The organism is Nocardiopsis sp. B62 (genome assembly GCF_018070675.1).
Lineage (GTDB): Bacteria > Actinomycetota > Actinomycetes > Streptosporangiales > Streptosporangiaceae > Nocardiopsis > Nocardiopsis prasina.
Genome location: NZ_JAGPXK010000019.1, coordinates 65,030 through 84,566, shown reverse-complemented (window position 1 = coordinate 84,566; position 19,537 = coordinate 65,030). Strand labels below are relative to the sequence as shown.

The 19,537-nt window shown below is 67.5% G+C and carries 16 protein-coding genes and 1 tRNA gene; 9 read left to right on the top strand and 8 right to left on the bottom strand.

Annotation, left to right across the window (positions count from 1 at the left end; all coding sequences use genetic code 11):
* Positions 1 to 46: 46 nt before the first annotated feature.
* On the bottom strand, positions 47 to 2,926 hold the full coding sequence (locus tag KBX21_RS19275; protein ID WP_210842805.1) for a penicillin acylase family protein: 2,880 nt from the start codon (positions 2,924 to 2,926) through the stop codon (positions 47 to 49).
* A gap of 325 nt (positions 2,927 to 3,251) precedes the next feature.
* Here KBX21_RS19275 and KBX21_RS19270 point away from each other — a divergent pair, with 325 nt between their 5' ends.
* The 4 genes from KBX21_RS19270 (at position 3,252) to KBX21_RS19255 (ending at position 7,352) form a co-directional block, all read left to right on the top strand.
* Entirely contained in the window at positions 3,252 to 3,761 is a 510-nt protein-coding gene (locus tag KBX21_RS19270) for a hypothetical protein (protein ID WP_049577880.1), read from the top strand.
* A 542-nt stretch (positions 3,762 to 4,303) separates the two neighbouring features.
* A tRNA-Arg gene (locus tag KBX21_RS19265) sits at positions 4,304 to 4,379 on the top strand.
* 506 nt (positions 4,380 to 4,885) lie between these two features.
* Positions 4,886 to 5,749 carry a hypothetical protein gene (locus KBX21_RS19260; RefSeq protein ID WP_210842771.1) on the top strand — a complete coding sequence of 288 codons (864 nt, stop codon included), beginning with the start codon at positions 4,886 to 4,888 and terminating at the stop codon, positions 5,747 to 5,749.
* Positions 5,742 to 7,352, top strand: a complete 1,611-nt coding sequence (locus KBX21_RS19255) for a caspase family protein (protein ID WP_210842769.1) — start codon at positions 5,742 to 5,744, stop codon at positions 7,350 to 7,352. The genes KBX21_RS19260 and KBX21_RS19255 overlap by 8 nt, the downstream gene beginning before the upstream one ends.
* Before the next feature lie 324 nt (positions 7,353 to 7,676).
* Here KBX21_RS19255 and KBX21_RS19250 read toward each other — a convergent pair whose 3' ends face one another.
* Positions 7,677 to 8,378 (bottom strand): GIY-YIG nuclease family protein, encoded by a 702-nt coding sequence (locus KBX21_RS19250; protein ID WP_210842767.1) that lies wholly within the window; start codon positions 8,376 to 8,378, stop codon positions 7,677 to 7,679.
* Positions 8,379 to 8,758: 380 nt separating this feature from the next.
* On the bottom strand, positions 8,759 to 10,231 hold the full coding sequence (locus KBX21_RS19245) for a tyrosine-type recombinase/integrase (protein ID WP_307869239.1): 1,473 nt from the start codon (positions 10,229 to 10,231) through the stop codon (positions 8,759 to 8,761).
* Between KBX21_RS19245 and KBX21_RS19240 the strand changes: the two genes are divergently transcribed.
* Positions 10,193 to 10,318, top strand: coding sequence for a hypothetical protein (locus tag KBX21_RS19240; protein WP_307869238.1), 126 nt, complete (start codon positions 10,193 to 10,195; stop codon positions 10,316 to 10,318). The two genes, KBX21_RS19245 and KBX21_RS19240, sit on opposite strands and share 39 nt — an antisense overlap.
* Before the next feature lie 173 nt (positions 10,319 to 10,491).
* On the opposite strand, the gene KBX21_RS19235 is transcribed toward KBX21_RS19240, so the two are convergent.
* Positions 10,492 to 10,914, bottom strand: a complete 423-nt coding sequence (locus KBX21_RS19235) for a VOC family protein (RefSeq protein WP_210842765.1) — start codon at positions 10,912 to 10,914, stop codon at positions 10,492 to 10,494.
* 111 nt (positions 10,915 to 11,025) lie between these two features.
* On the opposite strand from KBX21_RS19235, the gene KBX21_RS19230 reads away from it, so the two are divergent.
* The gene (locus KBX21_RS19230) at positions 11,026 to 12,012 is read left to right on the top strand and encodes a YafY family protein (RefSeq protein WP_247665992.1); all 987 of its coding nucleotides are present in this window, start codon (positions 11,026 to 11,028) and stop codon (positions 12,010 to 12,012) included.
* Between the two features lie 5 nt (positions 12,013 to 12,017).
* On the opposite strand, the gene KBX21_RS19225 is transcribed toward KBX21_RS19230, so the two are convergent.
* Positions 12,018 to 12,584 carry a YdeI family protein gene (locus KBX21_RS19225; protein WP_210842763.1) on the bottom strand — a complete coding sequence of 189 codons (567 nt, stop codon included), beginning with the start codon at positions 12,582 to 12,584 and terminating at the stop codon, positions 12,018 to 12,020.
* A gap of 194 nt (positions 12,585 to 12,778) precedes the next feature.
* Positions 12,779 to 13,945 (bottom strand): TetR family transcriptional regulator, encoded by a 1,167-nt coding sequence (locus KBX21_RS19220; protein WP_210842761.1) that lies wholly within the window; start codon positions 13,943 to 13,945, stop codon positions 12,779 to 12,781.
* A gap of 159 nt (positions 13,946 to 14,104) precedes the next feature.
* Between KBX21_RS19220 and KBX21_RS19215 the strand changes: the two genes are divergently transcribed.
* The 3 genes from KBX21_RS19215 (at position 14,105) to KBX21_RS19205 (ending at position 17,439) form a co-directional block, all read left to right on the top strand.
* Positions 14,105 to 15,355: an MFS transporter gene (locus KBX21_RS19215; RefSeq protein ID WP_210842759.1), complete on the top strand. Its 1,251-nt coding sequence runs from the start codon at positions 14,105 to 14,107 to the stop codon at positions 15,353 to 15,355.
* Positions 15,352 to 16,338 (top strand): LLM class flavin-dependent oxidoreductase, encoded by a 987-nt coding sequence (locus KBX21_RS19210; protein WP_210842756.1) that lies wholly within the window; start codon positions 15,352 to 15,354, stop codon positions 16,336 to 16,338. Before KBX21_RS19215 ends, KBX21_RS19210 begins: the two co-directional genes overlap by 4 nt.
* A 213-nt stretch (positions 16,339 to 16,551) precedes the next feature.
* Positions 16,552 to 17,439: a dihydrodipicolinate synthase family protein gene (locus KBX21_RS19205; RefSeq protein WP_049577925.1), complete on the top strand. Its 888-nt coding sequence runs from the start codon at positions 16,552 to 16,554 to the stop codon at positions 17,437 to 17,439.
* 272 nt (positions 17,440 to 17,711) lie between these two features.
* On the opposite strand, the gene KBX21_RS19200 is transcribed toward KBX21_RS19205, so the two are convergent.
* Together KBX21_RS19200 and KBX21_RS19195 are read right to left on the bottom strand one after the other, a co-directional pair.
* Positions 17,712 to 18,290 carry an NADPH-dependent FMN reductase gene (locus KBX21_RS19200; protein WP_049577904.1) on the bottom strand — a complete coding sequence of 193 codons (579 nt, stop codon included), beginning with the start codon at positions 18,288 to 18,290 and terminating at the stop codon, positions 17,712 to 17,714.
* A gap of 88 nt (positions 18,291 to 18,378) precedes the next feature.
* Positions 18,379 to 19,350: a TIGR03557 family F420-dependent LLM class oxidoreductase gene (locus KBX21_RS19195; protein ID WP_210842754.1), complete on the bottom strand. Its 972-nt coding sequence runs from the start codon at positions 19,348 to 19,350 to the stop codon at positions 18,379 to 18,381.
* Positions 19,351 to 19,537 lie beyond the last annotated feature (187 nt).

Below are 19,537 nucleotides of genomic sequence, written 5' to 3'. Positions count from 1 at the left end.
CGAGGGGTCGCGGGCCGCGTCCGTCACCGTCGGGGGCCGCGCCCGGTCACCTCCCGCCGGAGAACTGGTAGACGAGCTGGTAGGTGGGCCGGTTCTGCCAGGCGATCGGCCACATGTTGATGCCGCCCACGGACTGGTGGATCACGGTGTCCGCGCAGAGCTGCTCCCCGGCCGAACAGTGGTCGTCCCCGGGGTAGACGTCGCCCGCCGGGGTCGCGGCGGCCTCGGCAAGGCTGTCCAGCAGCACCGTGCGGCAGGAGTCGAGGTCACCCTCGCCGCAGTAGACCTGGTCACCGAGCGTGCCGTCCACCTCCTGGCCCAAGACCGAGCGCAGGTCCTTGTCCACGTAGGACCACCAGCCGTACTGGAAGGCCGAACCCCGGTGGGCCTGGCTCTGGTTGACGCTGCCGGGCTCTCCGCCGCCGATCGCCCCCGAGGGGGACTCGTCGGTCTGCGCGGCGCGGGTCAGCTGCGTGTACAGGTCCTCGCCCAGACCGGGCTCGAACTGCGCCCGCACCAGCAGCGGCCACCAGGCGTCCAGCACGCGGATGGCGTCCGCGTGGTCGTAGTACCCGGCGTCGCGTTGGGGTTCGCGCCGCAGGGAACCGGCCTCGGTCCAGACCCGCAGGGACTCCACCGTCGCGGCCAGTTCCGGGTCGTCCACGGCCTCGGTGTCAATGACTTCCAGGAGCAGGGGGAGTACCTGTTCGGCTCGCAGGTCCGCGACCCCGGCCTCCATCATCGTGGCGGTGAGCGAGGCGGGCGTGAACTGGTGCCCGTCCCCGATCAGCCCGGACACCCTGCCGTCCAGCAGGTCGTTGCGGTGCACGGAACCCGTGGACCAGCCCGAGGTGTAGCCCTGCGCGGGCTTGTTGTTCCAGTTGACGATGTAGTCCGGGTTGATCTCCTGGGGGTGGTCGGACTGCGGGTGGTAGTCGGCCTCGTTGGTGGCCGGGTCCCAGCCGGACCATCCGGAGCCGGAGTAGGCGTCGATCGGCAGGGTCGGGTTGGTGCCCGCCAACCGGACGGGGTTGGACCCGGAGTTGATGAAGGCGATGTCCGTGTCGTCCACGTAGTGCCAGTTGAACGCGTACCCGATGTCCTCGGCCGCCTGGGTGAAGGTCTCCGCGGAGGTGACCTGCCCCGGGTCGTTGAACCGCTGGAAGCCGAGGATGGAGTCCACCTCGCGCATGTAGGTGGACCGCAGTTCGGTGAAGGCCACCGGCGAGCCGTCCACGGTCGCGAACGACCGCACGAGGCCGTACTCGGACCTCAGTGAGGTCAGGGTGTAGCCTCCGGCCGGAGTGCCGTCGGCGACGGTCGGCGTCCAGTCGTTGCTGACGCTGAGCTCCTCGAACTCCGCGCAGCCGCCGGAGGAGTCCACGTAGGCGCGCGAGGAGGTCGACGGCTCGGACCCGTCGGTCTCGCACAGCTCCACCGCGAAGGTGTCGGTGATGTCCTGGCCCGCCGAGGTGGCGCTCCAGGCGTAGTCCGCGCCGCGCCCCATCTGGACGTAGAAGCTGACTCCGGCGAAGGAGGCTCCCCTGGCGCTGATCCCGGGCCCCTGGAGTTCCTGGAGCATCAGCAGCTGCGGGGAGAAGTAGCCGGTCTGCGGGCCCATCACCGCGACGGGATTGCCGCTCTCGGTGTGCTGACCGGAGACGAGCAGGGCGTTGGACATGCCGCGCGGGTCGAGGAAGCCCTCGGGCAGGACACCGTCGTCGAAGATGCCCTCGGCGGCGGACAGGTCGCCGTCCTCGACCATCTGCTCCAGTTCGGCCTGCTGCTCCTCGGGGAGCTCCTCGACGGTCGGGGCGTCCGCACCGGGCACGTCGTCGCTCTGTTGCGAGCCCGCCCGCTGCGCCGTGGCGGCAGCGGACCCGTACTCGTCGTGCACGATGCTGTAGGGCTCGACGGAGCCGGCGTCCGGGACGACCTCGCCGACCGGGTCGTCCGGAGTCTGCGCGTAGGGGAACTCGCCGTCGACGCTGACCACGGCCTCCGGGTCGTTCTCCATGCGCCAGGCGTGCCAGAGCTCCAGGCCCTCCTCGGCGCCGTAACGGTCCTGGAAGTTGGCCAGGACGATCGCCGCCTGGACCTCACCTCCACCGCCGCCGCCGAAGATCCCACCGACCATCGCGGCGATGCCCACGACGTCCGTGGAGGTGAAGGGCTCGATCTCCCCCTTGTTGGTGATGGCGTCCTTGTGGCCCGTGAGGACGTACTCGCCGGGGAAGTAACGGCCGCTGTCCGCCTCGTCGATGTAGGCGTTGACGCCCTCCAGATAGGCGTCGACGTCGGCCAGCGCCTGGGCGCCCCGCTCGCCGCTGTCGGCGACCCGGTCGACCTGGATCTGCTTGTCCTCCTCGGTGTAGGGCGCGGTGCCCCACAGGTCCTGTTCGAGGCCCCGGTTGCCCTCGGCGCCACCGGCGAAGGAGGTGAGTTCACCCCGGCCGACCCGGCGCAGGACGTCCATGAGGAACAGGCGGTCCTCCCCCGCGGCGTACCCGGCACCGAACATGGTGCCCTCGCGGGTGGTGCCCTGGACGTGGGGGATGCCGTGCTGGCGGTCCCGGGTGATGGTGACGTCGTCGCGCGGCTGGTACCGGCGGTCGACGTTGCCCTCGTCGACACCGAAGCTGGCGTCGATGAAGAAGTCGTCGAGGCCCTCGTCCGTGAGGCCGTCGTAGTGGTGGACGAGGTTGTCGTACATGTCGAGCTGGCTCGACGAGTGCTTGGGCCGGGTGCCGAAGACCTGGTGGCCGAGGATCTCCACCAGTGTGGCGCTGCCGTTCTGGCCCGGAGGCAGGATGTCGAGGCAGGCCCCGGGGGCGCAGTAGTCCTCCGGTGCTGCCAGGGCCGGGGTCGCGGGAAGGGCGGCGACCAACGAGGCGGAGATCGCGAGGGCCGCTCCGGCGGCTCCCATACGGAGCCGTCGGGGCGGATTCGGGGGTCGGAGGTTCGGGGGCATGATGCGGTCACCACCTGGGGGTGCGGGCGATGGATCAGCCGTATGTTACGCACCGGTACACAAAGCGCGAAAGACTGACTTTCACGTTCTCCACGGAAAGTGGGCCCCGGTCCCCCAAGAGCCTGGTTTGCAGTGACCCGGGACACACCTGCGGAAACCCGTAAGAGCACCCTGCACCGCCGCCGACACACACCGTGGGCGCTGGCCACAACCGGCCACAACCTCATTCGTTGCGCTACCGGGCACCGGTCACGGCGAACTCCTTTGACACAATCGGCCCATGAACCAGTACCCCGATCCCCCTCAGGGCGAGCCCTGGCAGCAGCCCAGCGGCGGAACCCCCGGCTGGGGCCAACCCCCCGAACAGCACACCGGCGGCCAGTTGGAGCCCTACGGAGCCCCCACCGGCGGGTACCAGCCCCACGACGGCGGCATGCCGCACGAACCCACCCTCGACACCATCGGGGACATCGCGATCACCCAGAACACGGTGATCACCCCGTCCGGCCGCTTCCCCATCCAGGGGACGGTCTGGACCATCAGCGACATGAGCCGCACGGAGCGGACGACCCCCGTGTGGGCGATCATCGTCGCCATCCTGATCTTCTGGTGGACCTGCCTCCTCGGTCTGCTCATCCTCCTCGTCAAGGAGGACAAGACGACCGGACATGTCCAGGTCACCGTGCAGGGCGGCGGTCACTACCACGCCACGCAGATCCTGGTGAGCAACCGGTCCTACGTGCAGCACGTCAACCAGCAGGTCAACTACGCGCGCAGCCTCGCGTCCTGAACCCTCCCAGGGTCGGCCGCCAAGGCGGCCGATCCTGGATTCCACGCTGACCGGCGTTCGAGCAGCCCCTCCCCTCCACCGGTCAACAGCGCCCCTGGGCAGCACCAAACCCCTGCAAACCAGCGTTTGCCACGCAATGTATTCGCCCATACACCTAGAGCAGCCTAGAGTCGACCCAGGAGGGGCAGAACATGCTGTTCACGGTGGCGTCCCTGGTAGGACAGTGGTGGATCTTCTGAGCCTCAGAGTGACCCCCGACGCCGGCGCGCACCCGGGAGTTCACGAAACACCCGTCGCACAGCAGCGCACCAGGGGTTAATCACCGGTAACGTGGTGCGCGAAGCCCATAGCGACCGATTTGGTGGAACACACGTGGTAACGAGACGCAACTACGAATCACCGTAGTTGGTCAGACTTTGCCCTCCCTTGGGCGACATCCGCCGAATGCCCTAGGATGTCTCACCGAGGGACCAGCGGCACACGCCGCATCCCCAGGTCACAGGTCGGCCACACAGCGCGACCAGGCGCCACAATTGAACCGAGCACCCATAGCTCAGTGGATAGAGCATCGGACTTCTAATCCGACGGTCGCAGGTTCGAATCCTGCTGGGTGCACCACAAACCCCCAGGTCAGACGGGGTACACGAGGACCTCCAAGGAGGTCCTCGTCGTGTTTCCGGGGCTTGTGTGCTCCTGGTGTGCTCCCCAGTACAAGGTGGGTACAGGTGGGGGGCGACCTCCCGGAGCACTTTGCCGTTCCGTGGCCCTGTGGGCTCCGGTTTGGGAGGCCCCGACGTACGCCTGCCAACGCCCCACAACCGGCCCATGGGGCGCGTCCCCCGCCATCCGGGCGCACCCTGTCGCCCCACCGGCCGTATACGGCCGTTTCAGCCGAAACCCCTTACCCACCAGGGATTCGCACGACACAATCAGATGCTATGGACAGGGCGGGGTAGAGCTAGGCAGAAGCGACGACCGTCGCGGCCCTAACCGCTTTCCTTAACTGATGCTGCCGAAGGTGATGAAGGCCGGTGTCCCAAGCACACAGCGACCACATCAAAACTGGGAACAGCACCCTTCTCCCAGGGTGTGTCCAGCCCCGCAGGGACCAAGAGAGGATCCGAATGGCACGCGTGGTGATGGTGCACGGCATCGGCCAACAGCACAAAGGTGAGCACACACTTCTCACCACTTGGTGCCCTGCCCTCCTCGACGGGCTCACCCGCGCAGGAACCGATCTGGAACTCGCGTGCGAGGATGTCGCCATGGGCTTCTACGGTGACCTGTTTCGCCCCCCAGGTCGACACCTCGCCGCCGGAGACCCGCCCTACACCCACCGAAACATAGCCGCAGGGCTGGAGACTGATCTGCTCATGGCCTGGTGGGAGACCACCGCCCAGCTAGACGATCGAGTCCCCCCGCCAACTGCCACCACCCTAGCTAGGAGCCCCCGCTCAGTTCAGAAAGCCCTCCGTGCCCTGTACGGCTCCGCTTTCTTCTCCCGCATCGGGATGCGCGCCCTGATCTTCGACCTGAAACAGGTCAGCTGCTACCTGACCGCCCCCGGCCTGCGCCACGCCGCACGCAAACGTGTGCTCGAGCACATCACCCCACACACCCGGGTCGTGATCGCGCACTCGCTCGGATCAGTCGTGGCTTATGAGGCCTTGTGCTCGATGCCCGACCATCCTGTCCGGGCCCTCGTTACCCTCGGCTCCCCGCTCGGGATGCGTTTGATCTTCGACCGCCTTGACCCCACCCCCGGCCCCACAGGAGTATGGCCCGGCGGAACGCACCCGGGGATGGTATGGACGAACGTGACCGACCCCGGTGACCCGGTCGCAGCCGCCGACGACCTCGCACTCCGGTTCGGCTCCCGAGTACGCACTGCGCAGGTGCACAACGGTCCGCATGCCCACGACGCGACCAGCTACCTGACCGATGAGGTCACCGGCGCAGCAGTCACTGAAGGGCTCACCCATGGTTGACGGCCTGCGGAGACTGCTGGTGACCACTGTTGTCTCCCGCCATCTACATGCCCCGGAGTGGGACCGACCTGAACTGGTCGACGCCCAGCAGAAGATCGTGGACCTGTTCACCGGTTCGCTGGGGTACGAGCACGTCGACGTACTGGGCAATAACCTGACCGCCAACAAGCTCAAGAACCGTCTCAGCACATTCATCCGCTCACCAGAGCGGTCCGAGGACGACCTGATCGTCATCTACATCAGCTGCCACGGCGATCTCATCGAGGACACCAACGATCACATACTCCTAACTGGAGACAGTGACCCCAACGATCTCAGTGACCCAGAGAGCAGGATCGACACAGCCGACCTGGCAAAACTGCTACTGGGCGGAACCCGGGTACGCAATCTGCTCCTTATCTTGGATACTTGCCACTCCGGACAAGGCACCCGCAACCTGATCGGCGAGGTGAGCAAGCGCATGGCCCCGGGATGGGGCCAGCGCATTGGCGGGGGTTTCGTGCTTATGCACTCGGCCCAGCCCTTTGAGGAAGCCGAAACCGGAACTTTCCCCAACCTGTTGGCAGAAGCCGTCAAGGACGCCCACTCCGCAGGCCACACACCGGAGAAAATCTCCCTGGGGGCCGTGGTGGAGCACATCAATGCCAACAAGTCCAAGCCCGGCTATCAGACCGTCGGCTGGGATCCGACCGGGCTCACTGGCGAGGTTCCACCTTTCCTGACCTTCCCTTTCCGTGACACGCACATTATCGATAAGCTCCGGGACTCTACAGGAATGGTGCGGACGAATCCTGAATGGGAACACCATGACCTAAACATTCTTCCGACCTTACAAGAACCGGAACACCGGACGGCGACACACAAACCCCCATCCCTCACAGGGAATATACACGAATCAATAGAGTCTAAACTAAATACAGAAGAGCATAGAAAAGGAGATATTAACGACATTAGAAACGCCCTAATAAATCTCCAGATCTCAGAACATGAAGCCGAACTGAACATCTATCGAGACATAGTAATAAAATTCTCTCGAGACAGTCTGATTCGCGCACTACGACACGCGTCCAAAGCGGAATTAATCACCAAATCTGGCGTGCGATCGCCAATCTGGGAAACAGACCTGCACTATCGATTCATCGTGGGGGACCCCTCCGACGAACTAGAAGTTCACCTAGAGGAAGATGACGGCAACGTCCTATCTGAACACATCTGGGACCCATCCACGCCCCCCGGGGACTTCTACCAGATTCTTGTTCTTGCCGTACGCAATGCAGGAGGCGATCTAGGTGTAGGACTCAACGATCCTACCCGCTCCACACAGGATCTATCCGAAATGCTTATCGAAGTTACAAAATACCGATCACAAGAACTATTGGGCCATCGCCACTACCTGCGCAGGATAATCGAACGAAAGGACGGATGGTACTTCACCGAAGATTACGTACTCCCAGCCGACAAACTCTGGTACAGAATCGATGTTTACCGACTTGGAGAGGTGGATTGGGAGGAGCATCTCAACAAAAAGGGATGGCCTGCAACCTGGAATATTCCCTTTGCCCGAACACTCTACGGAATCAAGCCACGATACCAGCAAGAATAAATCATCGAAAAATTACGCATGATAAGTTCGGCGATCTCTTCTTACAGCAGTGGCATACGGAACTATCTGAGAGGTGACCCGACCAGGGCCTTTAATCTGATGACCCAACGACCCCGGACACGAGGAAACCCCAGGCCAGGATGGGTTAACCAGCATCCTCACCACCTACACCCCGCGCATGGACATCGCCCCCTACTAGCTCAACAGCGTTGCAGCGGGTAATTTCGAAGAGAGCACTGTGGCACTGAAAGCATCTTCCGACACAGAGACTCAAATGCGAACACGGATTACAAAACTGATTGATTACGCAGCCACTTAGGGGCTTTAGTTTTCTTTCAGATATTCTTCGATTTTCGCAGCAGCCACCCCGAAGGAAACGTTAAAAAATTCTCGATCCTTGCGGATTCTGAAATCAGAAAGAAGCCCGTGGATATCGGACTCTACGCTCTTCGCCCGAGGCACCCTCCAGGCCCCCCTGGCTCCGTACGGAATGACCACACCGGTAGCAGAGTTGATCTCCCTTACCCGCGTAAAGATATCCCTGTTAGTATAACCGATCTTCAGAAAATCTGGCATTTCGCGCGTGGACAATACGTAGATAAAACCATCATTGGAGATATCCGGAGCACTCCCGTCGGCATACCCCTTCAGTGCTTCCGAAAGACCAATGCTCCTCAAGCGTGACACTTTCCGCCTCTCTTCCTCGTGATCTCCATCCCGAAGGGAGCGACGTAGGGCGCACAGCGCCCCGGCTACCTCGCGCGCCTCACGATACTTAGGGTAACCCAGCTGAGACCACACGGTGAACCAGTCCCATTGGTCCTTCTTGAAAGCACGAGAAAAAAGCCCTTTGACCGTAGATATATCATCTAATCTACCAAGAATCGAAGCCCGATCACCCGAGAGGAAGGCGATGAGCGTCCGGGCAGCAGCAACCCTCTCCACATGAACCTTGGACTTAATGGGAGCCATGCCGAATCCCCATTTTTGGTGAACCCGCTTTTTGATCTCGTTCGAAGATTCCATGCCGTTAGTTTACCTTGGAACAGAAATCGAACGGACATGGTTTCACGATACGAAATCGAGGCCCCATCAGCGTTGCTGGACCAGAACGCTCACGAATCGCCTCGATCAACCCTGCTAGACCTGGAAGGCTCTCGGTATCGAGGACACAACCAACCGTAATGAATCACGTCTCAGTGAACTGCTGGGCGTCAGCGCATAGCTGACGGACAGGGACGATCACATGCCTGCCGCGCAGGCGACTCCAATTGCCCAGCGGACCTTTGATCCGATGGTCCACAGGCCCCGGGCGCGAGGAAACCCCAGGCCAGGACGGGTGAACCCGTCTGCTCGCCTGGGGTCGGAGTGCCTCGTGAGGCTCCTGGTGTGCTCCCCTGAACCGGCTACCGCACCGGCACCACACCCCCCGACCCAGCTGGTACCGACGCCCCGCGCAACAGAGCGGCGGTGGCCTCGGCCGCTGCCTTGGCCAGGTCCGGGAACACCGTTTGGTAGGTGTCCTGGGTGAAGTGCGTGGTGGAGTGGCCCAGCTCGGCCGAGACCACCTTCACGTCCGTTCCCGCGGCCAACGCCATCGAGGCCGCCCCGTGCCGCAGCCCGTGCAACGTGATCGGCGGAAGCCCGGCTGCTCGGGCGATGCGGGCGAACCAGTCGCTCACGTGCGAGGGCAACCACCCCTCCCCGTTCTGGCGGGTGAACACCAACCCCGAATCCACCCACTCCGGCCCCGCCTTCAACCGAGCCTGGTTCTGGAACTTCTTCCACCCCCGCAGCACCTTGACGGTGTCGGCGTCCAAGGTGATGGTGCGCTGCCCGGCTTCGCTCTTCGGAGTCGTGGTGAGCGTGGTCCAGGACAACTGCACCACCTGCGTGCGGATATCAACCTCCCCGTCGGTGAGGCGGGTGTGGGCCCAGGGCAGCCCGACCGCTTCACCCCGGCGTAGGCCTTTGACGGCGATCAGGTGGAACAGCGGGTGCAACCACACGTACTTGCGGGAGTGTTCCAGGAAGGTACGGGTCTGCTCGGGGGTCCACACCATCACCTCCCCCGGAATGGTCCCCTCTTTCTCCCACCGCTCGACTCGGCCCGGGGTCCACACCAGCGGGCGTTTCCTCGGACATGACGGAAGGCGTGCGTGGGAGGCGACGTTGACGTTCACCGGCTCCTCCGGGCTGCGCACCGCATCCGACAGGGCGCTACGCAAGGTGGCGCGGATCCGGTGCTTGGTCGACAAACTCACCACCCGCTGACCCCGGACCGAAGCCCGCACCTTCGCCTCCTCGGACTCGCGCGCCTCCAGGATCCTCTCGTTGTTGGCCTCGATCCACTCGAACATCGCCTCGACCTGGGTGGACTTGAGCTTGTCCAGCCGGATCCTGCCCAGGTGCGGGATGAGGTACTTGCGGATGTGCCCGGCATAGGAGGTCCGGGTGCCCTCGGCCAGGTCCGGCTTCGCCTGGATCCACGCCTTCAGGTAAGCCCCGACGGTGGGGGCTTCCCTGCGCACATCCGCCCCCGTCCCCAGCCGTTGGCGCACCTCGGCCACCGAAGGAAACGAGGTGCGGGCCTTGAGTGTGCTCTGGATCAGATCCGCGATCTGCACCTCCACATCCCCCTCACCCCCGGCCAGGTCAAGGAGGGCTTTGAGATGGTCCAGCGCCTCCCACGCCTGCTCCTGGCTCTCCAGCCCGGTGCGGCGAGCCTGACGACGCTTCCCCTCACTCGTGCGTGGGAGTTCGAGTTGGTAGCCCCAGTCGCCCTGGCGGGGGTTGAACGCCCCGCCCTTACGCCGCAGCTTCGGTTGCAGTCCGCTGAGGTGGACTCCTTTTGCCTCAACGACGTCGACACTCCGGATGAAGCCCAGGAAGCGGTGGCTCTGATGGTTCACGAGTTCCTGGAGCCCCGATTCCCGTTCCTCTCCCGCTACGAGAAGAGCTCCTGACCGGACGGTCCCTCGCGGCCTCTTCCGGCACCCGAGCCATGGCGGGTTGGCTCCTGGGCTGCTTCCCGGAACCGTTGCGAGGCCACTCGCCGCGGGAGAGGTCGTAGCCGAAGCAACCTCTCGAAAGGCCGCCGCGATCGGGGCGGGCGCGGCGGCCCTCGGGGCGGGGTGGATCAGCCGGAGGGGTACTCGACGGCGATGTCCAGCACCCAGGTGATGCCGAAGCGGTCGGTGAGCTGGCCGTAGAGCGGCGCCCAAGCGGAGGGGCCGATGGGCTGCCTCACCTCGGCTCCCTCAACGAGCTTGTCCCAGTAGCCCTGGAGTTCGGCGGGGTCGGAGCCGCGCAGGGAGACGAAGAACGGGTCCTTGCCCTGGTCCCAGTCCAGGCTCGGGTAGGCGTCGTAGGCCATGATGCGGAATCCGTTGTCGGCAGTGACCTGCCCGAAGGTGACGTGGTCGGCGGTCTCCGGGTCGGTGCTTCCCATGTCGGCGTAGCTGGCGATGCTCAGCTCGCCTCCGAACACGGACTGGTAGAACTCCAGGGCCTGGCGGGCGTTGCCGCGAAAGTTCAGGTGCGGGGTGACGTTGACGGTCATGACCAAGGCTCCTTGTGCTTGGGGAGAGCCGGACGGGCTCTGCCGGGTACAAGGCAAGACTCGCGGTGGTAGCGGTCATATCCCGGCCGCTTCTCGCGCAGAATGGACGCCATGGTCACGTCACCCTCGCGGATGTTGAAGCTGCTGTCGTTGTTGCAGACCAGACGGGACTGGCCTGGGCGGGTTCTCGCGGAGCGCCTGGACGTCAGTGATCGCACGCTGCGTCGGGACGTCGACCACCTGCGCGAACTCGGCTACCGGATCATCGCGGTCAAGGGTCCCGACGGCGGATACCGGCTCGACGCGGGTTCGGAACTGCCGCCGTTGCTGTTCGACGACGACCAGGCAGTCGCGCTCGCGACCGCCCTTCAGGTCGCCGCCGTGTCGGGGGCCACGGAAGGCGAGGCGGCCCTGCGGGCGCTGACGACCGTCCGACAGGTGATGCCCTCACGGCTGCGGCACCGGATCGATCGTCTGACGTTCACGACACTTCCCGGTGTCGCCTCATCACCGGTGGATCCGGACGTGCTCGTCGCGGTCAGTACGGCGGTCAGGGAGTGCGCGGTCCTGCGATTCGACTACGTGTCGGTGGGCAGTGATCCGACGGCCAATCCCTCTCGGCAGCGCGTCGAACCGCATCACGTCGTGTTCGGGAGCGGACGCTGGTACCTCGTCGGCTGGAGCCTGGACCGGGAGGCCTGGCGTGTGTACCGGCTCGACCGGATGACACCCGGCATCCCCACCGGTCCGCGTTTCAGTCCGCGCGACGTGCCCGGTGGAGACGCCGGTGACTTCCTCGCGGGCAGGTTGAAGGGATCGGAGACCGGGGACGCCTGGCCCTGTACCGGCGAGGTGGTCCTGGAACTGACCGCACGGGAGGTGATTCCGTTCGTTCACTATGGAATCGTCGAGGAACTCGGCCCGGATCGATGCCGACTGGTCGTCGGTTCCTGGTCCTGGGTGGCGCTGGCGGCCTCGATCGGTAGATTCGACGCCGCCGTCTCCGAGGCCTCACCCCGCGAGCTGGCCGATGCCTTCCGCGAGCTCGCCCGCCGCTTCGCTGACGCCGCTGAGCTGGGTCAGAGGGAACCCGCTTAGCCGTGTCACTCCTCTGGCACGTGGGACCGCAGCCGTTGGACCAGGGCGGCGATCCGCTGTTCCCGCAGTTCCGGGGCTGCGGTGAGGATCTGGAGGAGCAGGGGGTACCGCTCGGCTGCGGTCAGGCTCGCGAATCGTGACTCCGCGGTGGGCGATGCTCTCAGGGCCTCAGTGAGGTCGGCGGGCATCTCGATGGTCGCCGACCCGGGGTAGGCGCGTTCCCAGCGGCCGTCGCTTCGGGCCCTGTCGATCTCCGCCTGCCCCCGTGGCCGCATGCGTCCCTGAGCGGTCAGTTCCTGGGCGATCCCGACGTTGCGCAGCGACCAGGTCGACCTGTTCCGTCTGGGGGTGAACCGCTGAAGGAACGTGCTGGCGTCCCTCCTCTCCTTCCGGCCGTCGATCCAGCCGCTGCACAAGGCCTCTTCGAGCGCCTGGGCATAGGTGAGGGACCTGGGTGAGGAGGTCCCCTTCTTGGCCAGCACCAGCCAGACACCGTCCGAGACGTCCTCGTTCGTGTGGAGCCATGCCCGCCATGCTGCCGCGTCGGAGACCAACAGGGGTTCTTCATCCATGGACCCACTCTGACGTGGGCACCGGTCGGATCGTGTCCGCTACTCGGTGAGATTCCGAGTACTACCTCGGGGTTCTCACCCCTGGTACGGGCACGTCGGCGCAAGCATCCCGGATACAAACCTCCTCCTCCGTTCGGGTGGTCGGAGGCACTCCAATCCCGACGCAGGTGTCGGGATTGGGATGAGCCACGCCCTCAGGGCAGGTCGGCGATCGCCCGCAGGCGTGAGCGCAGCCGTGCGGCCATGTCGACCTCTCCGGGTGCGAGCAGCCACTGGACCTGCAGGCCGTCCATGAGCGCGACCAGCTCGAACTCCAGGCCCTCGATGGTGACACCGGGGCGCAGCAGGCCACGCCGCTCCAGATCGGCCAGGGCTCGCGACACGTCATGGCGCAGGTCGGCGTAGCGGCGGCGGAAGTAGGCGTGCGCGGGGTGGGCGGGATCGCAGGCCTCGGTGGACAGCACCGCGAACAGGGAGACGATGCCGGGTTGTGCCTGGTTGTGTTCCACCACGCGTGTCAGGCGGTGGAAGTAGTCGGCCCCGTCGTCGGCGGGGTCGTGCCCGTCGAAGAACAGCTCGCCGTTGACCCGGTCGCGTTCGGTCAGCACCGCCTCCAGCAGGGCTTCCTTGGTGGGGAAGTGGTGCAACAGCCCGGCCCGGGAGACACCGCAGGCCGCGGCCAGACCCGCCATGGTGGCCCGGTGGTAGCCCACGGCGCCGAAGACGGTCAGGGCGGTCCGAACGATCTCCGCACGGCGGCGCCGCCCCTTGACGTAGCCGCCAGTGTCGGCCTCGGGAGGCGGTTCGTCGATGGGTTGGAGGGCGCCGGTGGTCATGCGGGTGACGGCCTCGCGGATCTCGGCGAGGCCCCTCGGGGCGGAGTCCAACGCGCTGTGGATGGTCAGCCCCTCGATCAGGGCGTCCACCACGCTGGCGGTGAGCGGGTCGAAGTGGCGCTCCAGGGCGGCGCGGCTGCGACCCATCCACTCCACGGTGATGTCGCGGAAGGAGGGGTCGCGTGCGGCCAGGGTGTACAGCTCGTGGGTGAGCACCAGTTCGGGCGGGGAGCTGAAGACGTCGTCGGCGATGACCGCCACGACCGCGTCCACGGCCTGGGGCCGGTCGCGCGCGGTACGCAACCGCTCCTCGAACCTGTCGCTCACCCTGTGGGCGAAGCGGGTCAGGGCCTCTCGCAGCAGCTCGTCCATGCCGGAGAAGTGGTAGGTCATCGAGCCCAGCGGTACGTCTGCGGCCTGCGCGATCCGACGGTGGGAGGCTCCGGTCACCCCTACCGAGGCGATGACGTCCAGGCAGGCGTCGATGATGCGGTCCCGACGGTCGGGGTCGTGGCGACGGGACACTCGGGCACCTTTCCGGTCGAGGGACCTGTTCCTGCCGGGCGGTCTGCGGAGCGGCCCTGGGAAGACCGTACCCCGGCCCTCCTCGCGGTTGCCGTGAAGGGGAAGAAGGCGGGCACGAGTGCCTGTCGCACGCCCTGCGGCATGTGTACGATCGTACTCATGATCGTTCACGAGACCACCGGCCCCACCTTGCGGGACCGTCGGGCGCGGGTGGCCGTGGGGGCGTTGTTCTTCACCAACGGCGCCCTGTTCGCCAACCTCATCCCCCGCTATCCGCAGATCAAGGCCGACCTGGAACTGGGTGAGGCCGCCTACGGGCTCGCCGTCGCGGCCTTCCCCGCTGGCGCGATCGCCGCCGGGCTGGGCGCGGCCGTGCTCATCCGCCGGTTCGGGTCGGCCCGAGTGGCGGTGCTGGGCACCGTGGCCACGGGCCTGGGCACCTGGGCGGCCGCCTTCGCACCGAGCCTGTGGATGTTCGCCGCCGCCCTGTTGGTGGCCGGAGCGATGGACTCCCTCACCGACGTGGGCCAGAACGCCCACGGACTGCGGGTGCAGCGCCGCTACGGGCGCTCCATCCTCAACAACTTCCACGCCGTCTGGTCCATCGGCGCGGTCACCGGGGGAACGATGGCGGCCACAGCCATCGCCTGGGAGATCCCGCGCCAGGTGCATCTGGGACTGAGCGCCGTGCTGTTCTCCGCCGTGGCGCTGTGGGCGCTGCGCTGGTGCCTGCCCGGACCCGACAACGGAGCCGAGGAGGACGGTGCGGCCACGCCGACCGAGATCGCCGACCAGGCCGTCGACGCGGCTCGCAGGCGCCTGTGGGTGGTCTGGGTCCTGGTGGCTCTGGTCCTGCTGGCCATCTCTGGCAGCGTCGTCGAGGACGCGGGCAGCACGTGGGCCGCGGTCTATCTGTCGGGATCGCTGGGCGCCCCGGCCGCCGTGGCAGCGACGGGTTTCATCGCGATGGTCGGCGCCCAGTTCGTGGGGCGCATGATCGGCGACCGGTGCGTGGACCGGTTCGGCCAGCGCGCGGTGGCACGCGTCGGCGGTGCCCTCACCGCCGTTGGCATGGGCCTGGCCCTGGCCTTGCCCACCGTGCCGGGCACCCTGGTCGGCCTGGCCGTCGCGGGCCTGGGCATGGCCACCCTGATCCCCGCGGCCATGCACGCCGCCGACCAGATCCCGGGCCTGCGCCCGGGGACGGGGCTGACGGTGGTCTCCTGGCTGATGCGTCTGGGCTTCCTGCTGTCCCCGCCTCTGGTGGGCCTGGTCGCCGAGGAGACCAGCGTCCGGCTGGGCCTGACTCTGGTCCCGGTCGCGGGACTCGCCGCCATCGCGCTGGCCGGAGTCCTCTCCGGCCGGACGAGCAGGTTTCCGAGACCGACCACAACCCAGGAGGCACCGTGAACACCGCACGCGCCCCGCGCCGCGTCGGCGCCATGCTCCCGCGCGACCTGGCCTCGGACCAGGTCCTCGACTTCGCCCGCCGATCCGAGACGCTGGGCTTCGACGAACTGTGGGTCGTGGAGGACCTGGGCTTTCGCGGCGGCGTCGCCCAGGCCGGTGCGGTGCTCGCCTCGACCTCACGGATCAGGGTGGGGATCGGCATCCTGCCCGCCGGGGCGCGCAACGCGGCCTTCGCCGCCATGGAGGTCGCCACCCTGGCGCAGCTCTTCCCCGGACGGCTCACCGTCGGCATCGGTCACGGCATGCGCGACTGGATGGAGCAGGTGGGTGCCCGTCCAGCCAGCCCGCTCACTCTGATCCAGGAGTACGCCACCACCCTGCGCACCCTGCTGCTGGGGCGCCCTGGCCCGGCCCCGGGCCGGTACGTCCACGCCCAGGACGTGCTCCTGGACCAGCCGCCCGCCCAGGTGCCCCCGCTGGTGTTGGGGGTGCGCGGGCCCAGGTCACTGGCGGTGGCCGGAAGGGTCGCCGACGGCGTCCTCCTCGCGGAGCCCGCCAACCCCGCCTACATCCGCGCGGCCCTGGACCAGACCCTCAGCGATGTCCCCGAGCACGCACCGATGGTCATCACCTACGACGCCGCCGCCGTGGACGCGGACCCCGAGGTCGCTCTGGAGCGGGTGCGTCCCGCGCTCGCGTCGGTGGGTGACCGGGACTGGGCCCCGCACATCGCTCCCCTGCCCTTCGCCGAAGAGCTGGCCGCGCACCGTGCCGCCTGTTCCGGACCCGAGGAGTTCGCCGCGACCCTGCCCCGGGCCTGGGTGGAGGAGCTGACCCTGGCAGGAACCCCGGAGACGGTCAGCGTCGGGATCGCCGCCCGGCACGACGCGGGCGCCCACACGGTCGTGCTCGCCCCCGCCGGGCCCGACCCCCGTGCTGAGCTGGAGCGACTGGGTGGGGTCCTGGAGCACCGGCTGCGGTGAGTGTGGACCCAGGGGGCAGGCGCGGCGACGTCCACCCGCCAGCGGCTCATCCTCACGGTGAGCCCGCGCGGCAGGTCCGGTCCACGGGTGTCGGACCAGCCGCCCCCGGGCAGCACCGTTTCCGGGCGTGCGCCTGATCCGACCCCGCCCGGAAACGGGCAGGCCGCCTGTGCCAATCTGGGACGCCGAACGCGGACGAAACGGGAGTTGACCATGAGCGACCTGATGAGACCGGGTGTGTGGGGTGTGCTGGCCACACCCTTCACCGGTGAGGCCCTGGATGTCGACACCGCGGGGATCGAACAACTCGTCAAGCACGCGGAGAGCGCCGGGGTCACCGGATTCACCGTGCTGGGCGTCTTCGGGGAGGCCGCGCAGCTCGACCGCGAGGAACGCCGCCTGGTCCTGGAGACGGTCCTGGCCGCCACCGATCTGCCGTTGGTCGTGGGCTGCACGAGCCTCGGCACGGCCCCGACCATCGAGGAGGCGACGACCGCCGTCGAACTGGTCGGCGACCGGCTCGCGGGCGCCATGGTCCAGGTCAACAGCGCCGACCCCCGGGTGCTCGAAGCCCACTTGGACGCCGTCCACCAGGCCACCGGCGCGGACCTGGTGGTGCAGGACTACCCGGTGGTGAGCGGCGTGCGCGTCTCCGCCGCCGCGTTGGGCGACCTCGTCGCCCGAAAGCCCTACGTCAGCGCGGTCAAGGCGGAGGCTCCGCCGACCCCCGCCGCCGTCGCCGAGCTCACCGCGCGCTGCGACGTGCCCGTGTTCGGCGGCCTGGGCGGGATCAACCTGCTCGACGAGCTCGCCTGCGGCGCCGCGGGCGCGATGACCGGCTTCTCCTACCCGGAGGCCCTGGTGGAGTGCGTGAACGCCTGGGACCCCTCCGACCCGGGGCGCAGTCGTGCCGCGCTGCTGGAGTACCTGCCGCTGATCACCTTCGAGCAGCAGGTGGGGATCGCCCTGGCCATCCGCAAGGAGTGCCTGCGCCAGCGCGGTCTGATCGCCGAGTCCGGTGTCCGCGCACCGGCCAGGAGCCTGCCCGAGTCGCTGCGACCGCTGCTCACCGACCACATCGCCCGCGCCCAGGCACTCTGACGGGTGCGGCGGGCGGAGTGAGTCCCCCCGCGAGGGCGGCCTCGCGGGGGAGCTCCCGGTGACCGGGAGCCGGGGTCGGGTCAGGTGGTCGCTTCTCGGGTGCCTGTTCGGGGATCACCTGGGTCTGGCCCGTGCTCATCGGCCCGCCCCTTCTCGGGTACCTGTTCAGGGACCACCTGGGTCTGGCCCGTGCTCATCGGCCCGCCGAAGAAGCCCCCCGAGACGCACGTGCGGGCCGCACCCGGTCTCCGCTGGTCCGCCGAGACGCCGGGTCACGCCCCGGCGCTGAGACCGCTGGCCCGCCTGACCGCGGCGTACCCCAGGGCCTCCTCCAGCTCGGCCACGGCCAGCCGCATCCGCTCCACCACGGCGGGGTCGGAGTACTCGCCCCGAGCGTTCGTACGCGACCCCGCCCGCGAGACCACCACGCAGTCCACGAGCACGGCGCCCAGCAGCGTGAGGGTGGGCATCAGAGGAGCGTGGGCGCGCATGCCGCCCGCCTGGCCCGGCGACGCGCTCACCAGGAGGGTCGGCTTCCCGACCAGCCCGCCGGAGCCCACCAGCCAGTCGATGGCGTTCTTGGTGACCCCCGCCGGACCGTGCGCGTACTCCGGGGTCGCGATCACCACGCCCTCGGCGCGCCCCGCCAGTTCACGGAACTCCCGGACCGCCTCCGGCCAGGAGTCCTCGTCGTTCTCCACGTCCGGGTTGAACAACGGCAGGCGCCCGGCGAGGTCGCCGCCGACCACGGTGGTCCGTGTCCCCACTCTCTGGGCGAGGTCCAGAAGGGCCGCGTTGAACGACCCCCGACGCAGACTTCCGCAGACGCCCAGCACGACGTGGTCCGGCATGTACCCGCCTTCCGAGATGCCCCGCACCACCGCCGTGCCGTGTCGACGCGGCGGTGCCCGGCCCTGGAGGGCCCGGGCCACGAGTGTGTCACCCGCTCGGCCGCGACAGGTTCCGGATCGGTTCGGCCAGTTCGGTCTCGAAGAACGTGAAGAAACCCTCCGGGTCGGGGCCGGCGTTGATCAGCGCCAGGTGGTCGAACCCCGCGTCCACGAACTGCCGCGCCATGTCGATGTGGCGTTCGGGGTCGGGGCCGTATCCGAAGCCCTCCGCCATGTCCTCGGTCCTGATCAGGGCGGTCGCCGCCTCGAAGTTGACCGGGTTCGGCAGCTCGGCCTGCACCTTCCAGCCCGTGAGCCCGAACCTGAAGAGCTCCCGTGCGGACTCCAGCGCGGTGCGGTCGTCGGCGGCCCAGGCCAGGGGCACCTCGCCGTAGCAGGGACCGTTGCCGCCCCGTTCCCGGTAGGTGTCGGTGAGCGCCGAGTCGGGTTCGGTGGCGAAGAGGCCGTCCCCTTGTTCGGCCGCGAGTACGGCCGCCCTGGGCCCTCCGGCGGCCACGACCACCCGGGGCGGGAGCTCGGGGAGGTCGAAGACGCGGGCGTCCTCCAGGACCAGGTGCTCGCCCCGGTAGGAGTGGTAGCCACCGGCCCAGAGCAGCCGCATGATCTCCACGGCCTCCTCCAGCATCTCGTGGCGCACCGTCACGTCGGGCCACCCCCGGCCCACCACGTGTTCGTTGAGGCGCTCCCCCGCGCCCACACCGAGCGTGAAGCGTCCCTCGGAGAGGATCGCCGTGGTGGCCGCCGCCTGGGCGATGATCGCCGGGTGGACCCGCAGGAACGGGCAGGTCACCCCGGTGGCGATCTCGATGCGTCCGGTCCGTTCGGCGATCGCGGCCAGCATGGACCACACGAACCCGGAGTGCCCGTGACTGAACAGCCACGGATGGAAGTGGTCGCTGATCTCGACGAAGTCGAACCCGGCCCGCTCGGCGCGTACCGCCTGTTCCACGATCTCGCGGGGCCCGTAGCCCTCGGCGAAGAGCTTGTAGCCGATCCGCATGCGTACCTCCTCGACCGGTTTCCTGGTCGTGTCCGGTTCACCTGTGGCCCTGACCCGTGTGACCTCTACGGAAACTCCCTCTCCCGGAAAGACGTGCCGTGCCGAAGGCGCCCCGTGGCGCCGGGCACGTGCGGCTTCGGTCCGTCGGGCGGGGCGGTCCAGGAAGGCCGATCAGAGGGAGGCGCCC